Below are 12,124 nucleotides of genomic sequence, written 5' to 3' on the forward strand. Positions count from 1 at the left end.
GATGGACACACTGCGCGCGCTCTCCGCCCGGCTGGACGAGGCGAGCGCCACGCTCACCGCTGTTTCGCACACCGTCACCGCCACCGACCCGGCCCAGGCCGCGTTCGGCACCGACGCCCCGGGTCGCCCCGGCGAGATCGGTCGCGCGCTGCACCGGCAGTGGACCACCGCCACCGACGACCGGGCCCGCGAGGCCCGCGCCGCCGCCGGTCGACTGTCCGCCGCCGCCGCGGCGGTGCGGGAGGCCGCCGACCGCTATGCCGAAGTCGACCGGGCGGCCCGCCGCCGGCTCGTCGGGGAGCCCTGATGGACGCGCTGGACCGCCTCGCCGAGCCCGGCCTCGACCTGCTGCGCCGGGTGGACGCGCTGATCGCCGCGGGTGTCCCCGAGGGGCACCGGGTCTGGCCGCTGCTGCGCCGGATGCAGGTGCTGCCGGGCGACGCCGTCCGCAGCTTCCTCGACCTTCATCCCGCGCCGCTCGCCGGCGCCGGGCACGCGGTGCGCCGGCTGGTCCGGGGGTACGACGACGTCTCCGCCGCGCTCACCGACGGGCTGCTCTGGTCCGGTCCGGCCGCCACCGCGTACGGGCAGCAGCGGGCGGCACTGCTGCGTCACCTCGACGAGGGGCCGGACAGCCTGGTCGGGCGACTCGAGTCCACGGCCGGCTACGCCGACGCGCTCGCCGACTGGGTGGAGGGGAGCCGTCTCGCGCTGGCCCGGACGCTGGCCGACGTGCTCCGCTCGGCCGAGGCGGTCGCCGTGGTCTCCGCCACCGCCGCCGGTGTGTCGACGCGCCCCGGGCCGATCGGGCCCGGTGTGGCCGACGCTGCCGAGATCGGCGCGCGGGTGCTGGCGGTGCTGTGCGTCGCGTACGACGGGGCGGAGACGCTGCTGCGTCAGTGGGCGCCGAGTCTCGCCGAGGCAGCGTGGCGACCGCCGGTGGACGGGCGACCCCGTTACGACCAGCCCACCCGGGTCGGCTGGTAGCCAGATCCCCCGGAAGGGGGTCACCAGGTCCCGGACAGGCCACGGCGTCGCTCGCGGGCGCCTGATCTGAGCCGGCCCCACGGCGACGCCGTGGTCTTCCCCCTGCACCCCCCGCAGGTATGCCTCCACTCAACGCCTCCGGGGTGCGTCTTGTCTCGTGCCCGGGCCCGGAATCAACCGTCCGGTCGAGGAGCAACGGCACGACGGGCCGCCCGGCAATAGGTCAAGTCGACGGTCGTGAATGGCAGCGGGGCGTAGTCGTCCGGCGACGGCCGACGTGCCCCTCGGCCCGCGACCGTCGTAGGGTGGGGGTATGGGCATGCTCTGCGCGGTCAGCTTCAACCGGTACGGGCGCCTCTACTACCTCGACCCGGGCGAGTTGCGCCCACAGGTGGGCGACAAGGTGCTGGTGCCCACCGACGACGGGCCCGAGGTGGCGGAGTGCGTGTGGGCCGCCCAGTGGGTCACCGAGGAGACCGACGGCTTCCCCCGCCTGGTGGGCCTGGCCGTCGACGACGACCTGCGCCGGGACGAGGCGCTGCGTCGCCGCAAGGCCGAGGCCAAGGTCGCCGCGAAACGGCTGATCCGCTCGCACGGCCTGCCGATGAAGGTGGTGGCCGTCGACCACGTGCTCGGCTCCGCCGAGGGTGGCGGCGAGCGCAGCACCGTCTACTTCACCGCGCCGCACCGGGTGGACTTCCGCTCCCTGGTCCGTGACCTCGGCGCCACCCTGCACTGTCGGGTCGAGCTGCGTCAGCTCTCCGCCCGCGACTCGGCGCGGGTGCAGGGCGGCATCGGCTCCTGCGGTCGGGACCTGTGCTGCGCCACGTTCCTCACCGACTTCGAGCCGGTGACCATCCGGATGGCGAAGGACCAGGACCTGCCGCTGAACCCGCTGCGCATCTCCGGCGCGTGCGGCCGGTTGATGTGCTGCCTGAAGTACGAACATCCGCTCTACCAGCGCTTCCAGGAGACCGCCCCGGCGGTCGGCAGCCGGGTCTCCACACCCGAGGGCGACGGCCGGGTGGTCGGCCACAGCGTTCCGCGCGACGCGGTGACGGTCCGGCTGGACGCCGACGGCTCCCGCTCCATGTGCTCCCGCGCCTCCGTCTGCGGCTCTCGCCAGGCCCACGACCAGCACTACACCCCCTGACCCTGTCCTCACCCCCACCCCTGTCCCCGTTGATCATGAAGTTATTGCCAACCAGACCGGCGTGTCGGGGCAACAACTTCATGGTCAACGGAAGGAGAGGGCGTGGGGTGGGGTGGGGTTAGTGCAGGACTGTGGGGGGTTCCGGTAGGCGGGGGACCAGGCGGGTTTTCGGGGTCAGCCAGCTCTGGGTGGGGGACTGGTCGGGGTTCACCTGCCAGTCACGGGAGACCCGGTCCACAGCGATCGGATAGATCGTCAGCGTGCCGTCCGGGTCGATGCGCATCCGCAGGAACACCTTGGAGTCCTCGATGCCCTGCCCAGCGAAGAGTTCGTTGACGTTCACCCCGAACGACCCAGCCACCAACAGGTACGCCGCCACCAGCTGACTGGCCACCAGGCCGATCACCGGGCCGTAGAGAACTGCCGCGGCGACCGCCGGCAGCGGCCACGGCCAGTCGTAGAACGGCAGCGCCAACCACGCCCAGGTGCCGGCCGCCGCCAGGGCCACATGCGCCACGCCGTGACTGACACCGAGGATGCCGTGCCGTGCGTGGCGTTTGCCGCTCGCGCTGGGCGGCTTGGCGAACAGAATCGCCGCCAGCACCGTCACGAGCACCATCAACACCAGCGGAACGCTGAACAGCCGCTGATTGGTGCTGTCTGCCCAGTTCGCGGTGGCACCCGCCATGGCCAGCATGAGGAGGGTGTGCAGGGTCCCGAGCAGAGTCGTGAAGCCGGGATTGCGGAACGGCAGCCGGGTGAAGATGCCCCAGCCGTAGCGCCGGGAACGGGCCGCGTCCGGGTAGCGGGCCACCAGGTCGTACGGCTGGGCCGAGCTGGCCCGGCGGGCCAGCGTGTCCCGCGGTGGGACCTCGATGCGCTCGGGCAGCTTGTGCGTGGGGTAGAGATACGCCCCGCCGCCGCCGCACGTGATCAGTTGCCGGTCCGGCCCGGAATAGCGGGCGTAGTGGTGCAGGTCGCCGGAGAGCAGCAGCCGCACCCGTGCCCCGGTCGGGTCGATGATCGTCCGGATGAAGTAGTCGATCGAGTCGTACGCCGTGGGGTTGTCGGCCGCCTTGACCCAGGTCGGCGCCGGCGCCGCGATGATCACCTTCGACTCCGGGCCGAGCTGCCGGGCGACCTCGTCGAAGTAGGCCAACTGCGGGTCGTCGAGGTACGAGCCGGACTGGTCGTCCACGCCGAGAAGCCACCAGCCGGCGGGCAACTCCACCGCGAAGTACGACCGTGACTGCCCGGTGCGCCACCCGGCGAAGTTCCGGTCCCGGGAGCGGACGAACAGCCGCAGGAAAGCGGTGAGGCCGTCGTACCAGTCGTGGTTGCCCGGCACCGCGAAGAGCGTGGGCTTCTCGGGCGGTGCCACCGGAAGCGCGGCCTGGTACGGGCCCTTGCACCGGTCCTCGTACGAGGCGTAGGCCGCCGACGGGTACACCTGGTCGCCACCCATCACCAGGGTCTGCGCCCGGGCCAGCCGGTGCCCGTCCACCGTCAGCTCCGGCTGCGCCAGCAGGTACGCCACCGAGTACGTGGCGTTGAAGCCGTCGCCCAGGTCGGCCACATAGTCCAGCCACAGCCCGCCGTCCGGCCCGACCTGGCGGAAGACGTCGTCGCCGAACGCGTTCTGCAACTCGCGTTTGTCCAGGTACGCCCCGAAGAGCACGGCCAGCAGCGTGCGGATGCCGGTGCTGATCAGCAGGAACGGCGCCAGCCACGGCACCGGTTTGCGCGGTGTGAAGCCCAGCTCCAGCGGGTCGGTGCTACGCGGACGGTGGGCGGCGCGTTCGCCACCCGGGGGGCGGGCAGGACGCTCCTGGTGGGGGGAATCGTCGCGTTCGTCGCTCACCCGCCGCAGCGTAGTCCCGCATTCGATCACTCGCTGTCCGGTAAACGGCTAGATGGCGGCCGATGTCCGGTTGGCGACGGCGGGACTGCCAGGGGTATCCCGTTCGAGCGGTGGGCGGGTGGTGCCGTACACTTGCTGATCGTTGCCGCCTTAGCTCAGTCGGCTAGAGCGACGCACTCGTAATGCGTAGGTCGACGGTTCGATTCCGTCAGGCGGCTCGGTACAGAAGCCCAGGTCATTGGCCTGGGCTTCGCCGTTTCCGAGGTCTGTCACGCCGCCGTCTGTGGTGCCGGTCCGCAGGTGGTCCTTCTCCGCAGGGACCGCCTCGTCCAGGCGGTTGGTGACAGCGTCCAGGTCGTGTGGATCTCTTTCCAGCCGTCGGGCCAAGGTGGTCTTGCCACTGTCCTGGATATCTCACGTGAGGTAGAGAGTGGCGGGCATTATCAGACGATTTCGTCTGCTCGCCGGGTCTCCGTTGCGAGTATCTGCAGAAGGGCCAGGTCTGCGCGGTCGATGTCGCGCGGCTCGTACCCGCTGTGGAACAGCAGTTGCTGCTCCACCGAGATGCAGTTGACCGGGCGGCCGGCGATGGTTCCCGTGGTGAAGCACTCCTTCGGCCAGCGGAAGTTACCGCCATCGAGGCTGGCCTGGTGGCCGTGGCCGGCCTCGTCGAACTTGAGCGGGTGAAGGTCTACTCGGCCTCGTCCTTCGGCCACGACCTCAACGCGTACCGGGCGCCAGTCAGTCTCGATGACATAGCCCAGCCGGCCGAGAGCCAGCAGGGCCGCTGCTTCGTGCTCTGCGGCGATTGCCAGGTCCAAGTCGCGGTGCGGACGAGTCTGCTTTCCGAACAACGCGTCCACACCCCACCCGCCGCTGATCCATGCGTTGCAGCCGGCGGCAGCGAGAGTGTCCAGAACCGTCTGGACCTCGCCGGCATTCATGTCAGCAGTGTCGATCATGTCCATCTTTCCAACGCGGCTGGCAAGCCAGGGTCAGCCGAGAAGATCTTCCGCAATGCAGGTCACGATGCCTTCAACGGCACGGATTGCCGCCGCTCGTCGGATATGCACTGCGGCTTGCTCCCGAAGCTGGCACACTCCTTCGGGCCGGACCGACCTCTTCAGAACAGCGCCGATGGCGCCCGGCCCGATGAAGCATCGAGCCGGGCGCGATCGGGTGGTTATGCCACGAAGCTGGAACGGCGTCGGCGTCCGATCAGGTAGCCCGCGCCGCCGAGGAGCAGAAGCGCGCCGCCAATGCCGGCCACGGTCGCGGTGTTGGCACCGGTCACGGGCAGCCCACCGCCCTCACCGTTCTCGCCGCCGGGAGCGCCCGGGCTGGCGGAGGAAGTGGTGGTCGGTGCGACGGTCGTCGTGGCGCTGGGGGAGGCGCTCGGCGTGGCACTGGCGCTCGGCGTCGGTGTGGGCGTAGACGCGCAATCAAGCGCACGTGCGACGTACACGCCGTCGTTCAGGTAAGCCAGGTAGGCGTCGACGGCCGCCTCGTCGAGCACCTTCTGCGCGGCAGCGTCCACGTTGTCACCAGCGTCCACCATCGTTCGGCCCACCGAGACCCGCAGATCCGTCAACCAGGCCTTCTGCACGTCCGCCTTGAGGTAGGCGCGGAGATCGTCCGGGGTGCCCGCCAGCGGCTTCTCCAGGGCGCCAGGCAGGACGGGAAACTTGTTGGTTTGCGCCTCGTCGAGGATCCGGTAGGCCACCAGCCGCAACTGCTCATCATCGGCGGCGTCCAGGTCGGAGGTAAGCTTGCGGATGTCCTGGTACACGTCGCGCTTGACCGTTTGGCAGGCTGCGTTCAGCCCGGTCGATGGGGTCTGAGCCATCGCCGGCGCGGCCGGAATCAGAAAGGCCAGCGCTATGAGGGCGCCAGCCGGGGTCTTCCATCGCATGTGGTCTTCCTCCCCGTTACACGTCAAAACACGGGGATATTACCGTCACTGGATGGATAGGCAAGAAGAGATCGGCGGCCTGAACCGCGCAACGAGCAACCCACTGCGTAAAATCGCCGCCCCAACCCCTCTACAAGGGATGAAAGACCCGCCACTGAGATCATTCTGTTAAGAAGTTCTCAGCGAGCTGGGCGGACTTGGATGGGTCAAGGCGCCGCGTGGCTCGCCCTGCCCTGGTCGGGCGGGCGTCGAGGGTCAACGGCCCAGCTGGACTCATACCCCGGCAAGCTGTACCGCTGAGGTGCTGCGACCAGCGCCGAAGCGCACGATGCGGACGCCAATGGCTGTATAGCCAGCGGTGCAGCCAAGCCACCCCATCCGGGCCGGCATCCCCAGACGGCGGCAGACCCCTGAACAGGGGTAATGGCCTTCCAGCAGGCCGCCGCGATCTTCTTCTGATCCCCGGCTTAGGACCTTCCATGTCGTAACCGCCTGTTACGGTGCGCCGCAGTTGGCCGGTCAGAGCAACCCCACGTGGGACAGCGCGGCTACGGGGGGCGGGCACTGGTAGGTCCCCGGAGTGATCCCGGGACTGAATATTGGACACCGCAACCCGCCCCCCGCACACACACCACGAGCCCGAGGTAAACGGTCCGCATCCAGTCCGCAAGAGGTCGACGGACGGCGGGGGAATGGTGCGAGATGTCGAGAGGTATTTCCGCTGCTGGACACCCCATGTGCCCAGGTCGCCGGCTTGATCGCCGAACATGATCTGGGCCTTTCGCTTGCCTTCGTTGTGGCGAGCAGCCAAGCGAGCAGCACCCTACTCACCGGACCACAGCGCCCCTTCCAGCCGTGCCGCAGCTTCCCGCGCGACCTCAGGGGCCACGTGTGCGTAGATGTTGAGAGTGACGCTGATCTGAGAGTGACCGAGGATCTCCATCACCACACGGGCGGGTACGCCCTGGGCGAGAAGGACGCTGGCCGCCGTGTGCCGCAGGTCGTGAAGACGAACCTGCCGTAGGCCGGCACCAACTGAGTGACGATCGGTACGCGCGTAGACGGACGGACGGACTCGGACGAGGGCGGGTTGGGTCAGCAGGTCAGCAGGGGGGGCAGAGGCAGCTCACCGCCCGCCGGTCATTCGTTCACACCGAACGATTCATCCGGAGAGTTCTCGCAGGAGGCTTGTTCCGTCGTCGCTCCACAGTTCGATCGAGTAGCGCAGGCCCAAACCCGCGAGGACGGCACCGAGTTCGTCGACGCGGGACGGATCAACGACGCCGCTGAAAAGGCGTTCATCAGGTGACGGCTCGACCAGTTCGATGCACACCCACTCGTTCTCGACCTCATACTCGGTCCACGAGCTTGCACGGGCACGCCAGCCTGCACGCACGAACATCTCGGCCAAGACTTTCACCCTCGGGGCATGAGGGAGACGGCCGTAGACGTTGTTGCCGCGAACGGCTAGACGGTCGGCAAGACGCGGCCCGGGGGTGCCGCCAGAAGTGATTTCCATGTTCCCTCCCAACGTTCTTCGTGCCCGTTCCTTTGCCCGACGCAACGGTCAACACCAGGTATCAGCAGTAGCCGCGCTGCACGCGGTATCAACGCTCTGCGCTATCCCCCGTTGATGTCGGTCGCTGTCCGTGGAGATCAATCTGATTTCCAAGCTGAGGTTAGGCACCTGGGCTTCCTGCGGTAGCGCGGAGGACGATCTGCACGGCGGCTTGCGCGGGAGTCAGGTGCGTGGTGTCGACGACCTCGGCCTCGGCATGCAGCCACGTGCGGGCCGCCTCGGCGTAGGGCTCGAGGTACTTGAGACGGAACGGCGACGGGACGGGGTGTTCCCCCTCGATACGCCTGCGGAGGGTGTCTTCGTCAGCGTGGAGGACGAAGTGCCTTACTGGGATCGCATGTTCGCCGAGACCCGTACTGATTTCGCGCCAGTACTGCTCGACCAGGACAGTCATGGGCATCACCAGAGTGCCGCCGGTGTAGTCGAGCACGTGGCGGGCGGTATCGACGACGAGCTGCCGCCACGGCGGCCAGTGCTGGAAGTTGTCAGTCTCGGGCAGCCCCGGCGTGATGTCCATGAGCGTCTCGCCGACCTTCTCGGCGTCGAATACCCGTGAATCGGGAATCAGTTGCTGCACGAGCGCGCTGGTCGTCGTCTTGCCCGCGCCGTGGGTGCCGTTGAGCCATACGATCACGGGACACATTAACGCGCGTGGGCAACCGGACGACCTGTACAGGACTTGTAAGCGAGGCGTCAGGGCCCTGCCGAGCAGCCAAACCGGCGAGCATGAGCGGACGATCGCGGACCAGGACACCGTGCCGGGCACGAGGACCAGGCGGTGGTTTCCCGAGATCGATCAGGTCGCCGCTGGCCGGCCGAGTCCTCGAATAGTCCTTGTTCCGTGCAGCGACCGCTTCGTCCAGCCGGTTGGCGACCGCGTCCAGGTCGTCACCGAACACAGCCCGGCGTGGCACCCCCGGGTCGGCCCGACTGACGCTGCTGCTGGCGCGAAGACCCGCGTTCGGAATTGGTGTTGCGGAGCGGGCCGCCATTCGGGGCGGTGAACGCCAGCGCGTCCCGGCGCTTCCCGGCGACGTGCGCGGCCAGCTTGTCGACGAGGAACTGCGGCAGCGCGGTTGTCAAGCGTCGCTACCGTCAGCGGACGGAAAGGCAAGGAAGATGAACGTCCTCGTCTATGCAATGAGCAACTGCGGCGCAGATCGCTGCTCAAATCCCTCCACAAGGGATGAAAGGCTCACCACCTAGATCTGGACGGGTCCAAATGGTCCAAGGCGCCAGATTGAGCCCGCCGTGCCCGTCACGAAAGGTCCTGCTATGCCGATGAGCGGGCGCCGCGACGACGGGCGTGGGCGTAGGGTGCAGCCGATGACCGGCGACGCTTCGTTGGATCGGTGTTCGTCTCCGCGAACCTTGGGCGGGCTGGCGAGGAACCCGGCAGCGCCTACCGACCTGCTGCTCCGGCTGGTGAAAATGTGGCCGGAGCAGGTGTGCGAGGGGCTGCAACGCCGCCGCGAGCTGCCGCCGCCGGTGCGGGATGCGATGCTGCATCATCCCTTGCCCAGGATCCGCAGCGCGCTCGCCACCCACCCGCAGGTCGACGCACCGTCGCGTGCCCAACTGCTGGCCGACCCGGAATGGCGGGTCAGAATGCGCGCGTTCGGCCGGCCTGGTCAGGAATCGCTGCCTGACGACGTGCTGGTCAGATTGCTGACCGAGCTCGACCGTCCACCCTCCGACCTGCCGTTCAGCCGCGAGGAGTTGATCGGCGAGTTGTTCAACGCAATGCGGTACGACCGGCGTCTGCTTCGGCTGGCCGCCGCGCACCCCCGACCGGGGGTGCGCCGGTACGCGGCCGGTTCCCTGTACCGACTGGACGAGCGGTCGCGCCAGGCGCTGCTGGAGGATGAGGTGCCCGAGGTGCGGGCGGCCGCCGTGGCGTCCGTCTCGCACCGGCAGCAGGTGATGGAGCCTGCGGATCTGCCGGACCAGCACGGTCACGCATTCTGGTACGTGCTGCAGCGCCCACTGTCCCGGGCGCTGATCGATCAGGTGCTCGCCACCGGCGACGCGGCTGCGCTGAAGGTGATGGCGAAGAACCCGAGTGTCCCGCCGGACGTGGTCGAGACGCTGCTGCGTCACCCCGACCCGTCGGTCCGGCAGGGACTCGCCGGTCGCGTCGACCTGAGCGGCGATCAGCTCCTCAGGCTCGCCACTGACCCAGCGGTCGAGGTCCGAACCGCGGTCTCCACGCATCCGGGCCTCACCGAGCCGCAGCGGGCCAGCATCGACATCGACACGACCACTGCCCCGGGTGATGGGCACTTCGGCTCTGGGGACGTCCGCTGCCGATGGATCCTGCCTCCCGACGACGCCGTACCGGCGCTCGCCGATGCGCTGCCGTGGGCCCGTTCGGTCAATCCGCTGCTGCGCCGCCGAGCGGCCCGCAACGCCGAGTTGCCGGCGGAAGTCGTCGCCATACTCGCCGACGACTCCGACTTGGGTGTCCGGGTCCTGCTCGCCCAGCACCACCCGGCTGCACCGCCAGCACTGCTGCTGCGCTCTTTCCTCGAGTACCACTGCTGCGGCCGGGACCGGTTGAGCGAGCTTCCGCAGTTTCCTACCGACGGGTTGGCCCGCTTCGCCGACGACCCCGACCCGGCGGTACGACGGCTCGTCGCCCTCGACCCGGACGCCGACCCCGAACTTGTCGACCGACTGAGCACCGACCCCGACGCCAGCGTGCGACAGGCGATGGCAAGCAGCCCACGCCTCCCGGCACCGCGGATCGTCGCGCTTCTCAATGATCCTGAACTGGCCGAGGCCGCCGCGGCCAACCGGGCTCTGACGGTCGATCAGATGGAGCAGATCCTGGACAGGATGACCGCGGGCTGACACCGAGGTGGGCGCGGCCGCCGAGCCGGTCGTCCCTGATGCCGCTACCAGATGATGATGCCGCCGTGTACCGCTCTCGCGCGCGCCACAGCGTCGCGCATATTGGTCAGGTAATGGAGGATGCGATCCGCGTCGTACCCAGTCGCGGCGGATAGTCGCTCGACGCTCTCTTCCAGGAGTACGCACTCCTGCTCGAAGACATCGAGCTGGTCGGGCGGGACCTGGAGTTCTGCATGGTTCTCGACCGTGATGTCACCGAGTTGCGGCAGAAACGTCGCGCCGAGACGCCGAGCGGCTGCGGAACCCCACAGCTTGTAACGAAAGCTCTCAGCTCCTACTCCGGTGCTGGTTCCCGGCGGATCCACGACAATCTGCCGACCGGCATAGGCGTCGCCGTCCGGTATCCACACCCGGATATCGAGGCTCAATTTCACACTCCCGCCGTTCTCGGTTCCGGTGCCCGTAGTCGCTCACGCGGCATCGCAAGCGGCCAGCCCTGTTTCGAGGGCAGCCAGGAAGTCCAGCAACTCACGCCGTGCGGCGTCGTCGTGCGTGCGGTGGTTCAGGAAGGTGGACGTGAGTCCATGTGAGCGGCCCTCGATCACCTCGATCAGCTCCGCAAGTTGAACCCGAGCCTCGACCACCGCATCCGACCCGACCTGATGGCACCACGCCTTGATAAGCGCGGGATCGGTGGAGACGGCGTCGATCCCGCAGCACCCGCGGACGCACTCGACCTCGCAGAAGATGATGCACTTGCTCAGGGGCGATGGCACTTCGACCGATACTTCCGCCATCGCCGCTCCTTCGGTTGAGCCCGCCGAAACGCTGGCGCGTAGCCGATGCTAACGCCGCGACGGGCCGGCCTACGAGTGGCTGGTGGTGGCAAGTGCGGCAGCCACACGTGACGCCTCACGCCGACCCTGCTCTCGGGCGGCGGCGACAAGCGCGGGCACGACGGACCTGTCCATCACGTTCCTTCCCTGCGCTCGTCTGGACGCTGGATCCCGCAGGAGCAGCTCCACCCGGCGGGTTTCGCCCAGTGCGGCCCGCTGCTTGGCGATGCGCGCCCACGGCCCGATGGCGGCGGTGCTGGGCGCGAGGGCGACCACCGGGCCGACCCCGGGAGCGAGGTCGAGGTTGAGAGTCGAGCGCATGCCCCCGTCCATGTACCGGTGTCCGTCGATCATCACCGGCGCGCTGGAGAGCGGCATGGCACAGCTTGCGGCGACGGTGTCCACGAGGGAGACACCGTCGTGCCGGGTGATGGTGCGGCTGCTGCCCGACTCCGCGTCGACGACGACGATGCGCAGGTCCGCGTCCTTCCAGGTGTGATCCGGCAGGCGGGCTTCGGCTGTCCGGTGTTGCCGCGACGGGTCGGGGGTGGGCGTGGCGAGGGCGAGGCGACCGAGGCGGCGAGCGGCCTGCTCGGGGGTCCGGGCGAACAGTTGCGCTCGGGCGAGGCGCAGGAGGTCGAGGAGGCCCAGTGCGGTGGAGGTCTCGTGGGCCGCGCCTTGGCGTTGACGTTCGTAGAGCTCGGCCAGCGGTGTTCCGCTGGCGATCTGTGCTCCCACGACGGCGCCGGAACTCGTGCCGATGAGCACTGCCTCCGGGGTCACTGTCACGCCCTCGTCCGCGAGTCCGGCGAGGACGCCCACCTCCCAGGCGATGCCGGTCACTCCGCCGCCACCGAGCACCCAGACGGGCCGCGCGTCGTCCGTCATCAGTTCCTCATTCAGGTCGGTCAAACCGCTAACAACGTTCGCAGTTCCAGGCTAA

14 protein-coding genes and 1 tRNA gene are annotated in these 12,124 nt (G+C 68.8%); 5 read left to right on the forward strand and 10 right to left on the reverse strand.

The genetic code is table 11. The features are described 5' to 3' along the window. Position 1 precedes the first annotated feature (1 nt). From GA0070619_RS30325 to GA0070619_RS30335, 3 genes are all read left to right on the forward strand, one after another. The gene (locus GA0070619_RS30325) at positions 2-307 is read left to right on the forward strand and encodes a type VII secretion target (RefSeq protein WP_088951180.1); all 306 of its coding nucleotides are present in this window, start codon (positions 2-4) and stop codon (positions 305-307) included. Further along, positions 307-987, forward strand: coding sequence for a hypothetical protein (locus GA0070619_RS30330; protein ID WP_088951181.1), 681 nt, complete (start codon positions 307-309; stop codon positions 985-987). The genes GA0070619_RS30325 and GA0070619_RS30330 overlap by 1 nt, the downstream gene beginning before the upstream one ends. A gap of 313 nt (positions 988-1,300) precedes the next feature. Continuing rightward, positions 1,301-2,140: a PSP1 domain-containing protein gene (locus GA0070619_RS30335; protein ID WP_088951182.1), complete on the forward strand. Its 840-nt coding sequence runs from the start codon at positions 1,301-1,303 to the stop codon at positions 2,138-2,140. Between the two features lie 118 nt (positions 2,141-2,258). Here the strand turns inward: GA0070619_RS30335 and GA0070619_RS30340 are convergent, their stop codons facing one another. Continuing rightward, positions 2,259-4,001, reverse strand: coding sequence for a metallophosphoesterase family protein (locus GA0070619_RS30340; protein ID WP_088951183.1), 1,743 nt, complete (start codon positions 3,999-4,001; stop codon positions 2,259-2,261). A gap of 144 nt (positions 4,002-4,145) precedes the next feature. Between GA0070619_RS30340 and GA0070619_RS30345 the strand changes: the two genes are divergently transcribed. After that, positions 4,146-4,219: transfer RNA gene (locus GA0070619_RS30345), tRNA-Thr, on the forward strand. 225 nt (positions 4,220-4,444) lie between these two features. On the opposite strand, the gene GA0070619_RS30350 is transcribed toward GA0070619_RS30345, so the two are convergent. From GA0070619_RS30350 to GA0070619_RS32620, 6 genes are all read right to left on the reverse strand, one after another. Next, complete coding sequence (locus GA0070619_RS30350) at positions 4,445-4,969, reverse strand: nucleotidyltransferase domain-containing protein (RefSeq protein ID WP_197699580.1); 525 nt, start codon at positions 4,967-4,969, stop codon at positions 4,445-4,447. 215 nt (positions 4,970-5,184) lie between these two features. Beyond that, complete coding sequence (locus GA0070619_RS30355; protein WP_088951184.1) at positions 5,185-5,913, reverse strand: LPXTG cell wall anchor domain-containing protein; 729 nt, start codon at positions 5,911-5,913, stop codon at positions 5,185-5,187. A gap of 823 nt (positions 5,914-6,736) precedes the next feature. Further along, positions 6,737-7,015 (reverse strand): tyrosine-type recombinase/integrase, encoded by a 279-nt coding sequence (locus tag GA0070619_RS33885; RefSeq protein WP_088951185.1) that lies wholly within the window; start codon positions 7,013-7,015, stop codon positions 6,737-6,739. A gap of 60 nt (positions 7,016-7,075) precedes the next feature. Continuing rightward, positions 7,076-7,324 carry a hypothetical protein gene (locus GA0070619_RS30365; protein ID WP_172862143.1) on the reverse strand — a complete coding sequence of 83 codons (249 nt, stop codon included), beginning with the start codon at positions 7,322-7,324 and terminating at the stop codon, positions 7,076-7,078. Positions 7,325-7,592: 268 nt separating this feature from the next. After that, positions 7,593-8,126 carry an AAA family ATPase gene (locus GA0070619_RS30370; protein WP_088951187.1) on the reverse strand — a complete coding sequence of 178 codons (534 nt, stop codon included), beginning with the start codon at positions 8,124-8,126 and terminating at the stop codon, positions 7,593-7,595. 254 nt (positions 8,127-8,380) lie between these two features. Continuing rightward, complete coding sequence (locus GA0070619_RS32620) at positions 8,381-8,575, reverse strand: hypothetical protein (RefSeq protein ID WP_157744112.1); 195 nt, start codon at positions 8,573-8,575, stop codon at positions 8,381-8,383. A gap of 348 nt (positions 8,576-8,923) precedes the next feature. On the opposite strand from GA0070619_RS32620, the gene GA0070619_RS30375 reads away from it, so the two are divergent. Further along, positions 8,924-10,345 carry a hypothetical protein gene (locus GA0070619_RS30375; protein WP_231927526.1) on the forward strand — a complete coding sequence of 474 codons (1,422 nt, stop codon included), beginning with the start codon at positions 8,924-8,926 and terminating at the stop codon, positions 10,343-10,345. 44 nt (positions 10,346-10,389) lie between these two features. On the opposite strand, the gene GA0070619_RS30380 is transcribed toward GA0070619_RS30375, so the two are convergent. From GA0070619_RS30380 to GA0070619_RS30390, 3 genes are all read right to left on the reverse strand, one after another. Next, positions 10,390-10,779 (reverse strand): hypothetical protein, encoded by a 390-nt coding sequence (locus GA0070619_RS30380; RefSeq protein ID WP_088951188.1) that lies wholly within the window; start codon positions 10,777-10,779, stop codon positions 10,390-10,392. Positions 10,780-10,815: 36 nt separating this feature from the next. After that, a complete protein-coding gene (locus GA0070619_RS30385) occupies positions 10,816-11,142 on the reverse strand; it encodes a DUF6331 family protein (RefSeq protein WP_088951189.1) in 327 nt (108 codons plus the stop codon). 69 nt (positions 11,143-11,211) lie between these two features. Beyond that, entirely contained in the window at positions 11,212-12,069 is an 858-nt protein-coding gene (locus tag GA0070619_RS30390; RefSeq protein ID WP_157744113.1) for a patatin-like phospholipase family protein, read from the reverse strand. Positions 12,070-12,124 lie beyond the last annotated feature (55 nt).

Origin of the sequence: Micromonospora zamorensis (assembly GCF_900090275.1) — a bacterium.
In the GTDB taxonomy this organism is placed as follows: Bacteria; Actinomycetota; Actinomycetes; order Mycobacteriales; family Micromonosporaceae; genus Micromonospora; species Micromonospora zamorensis.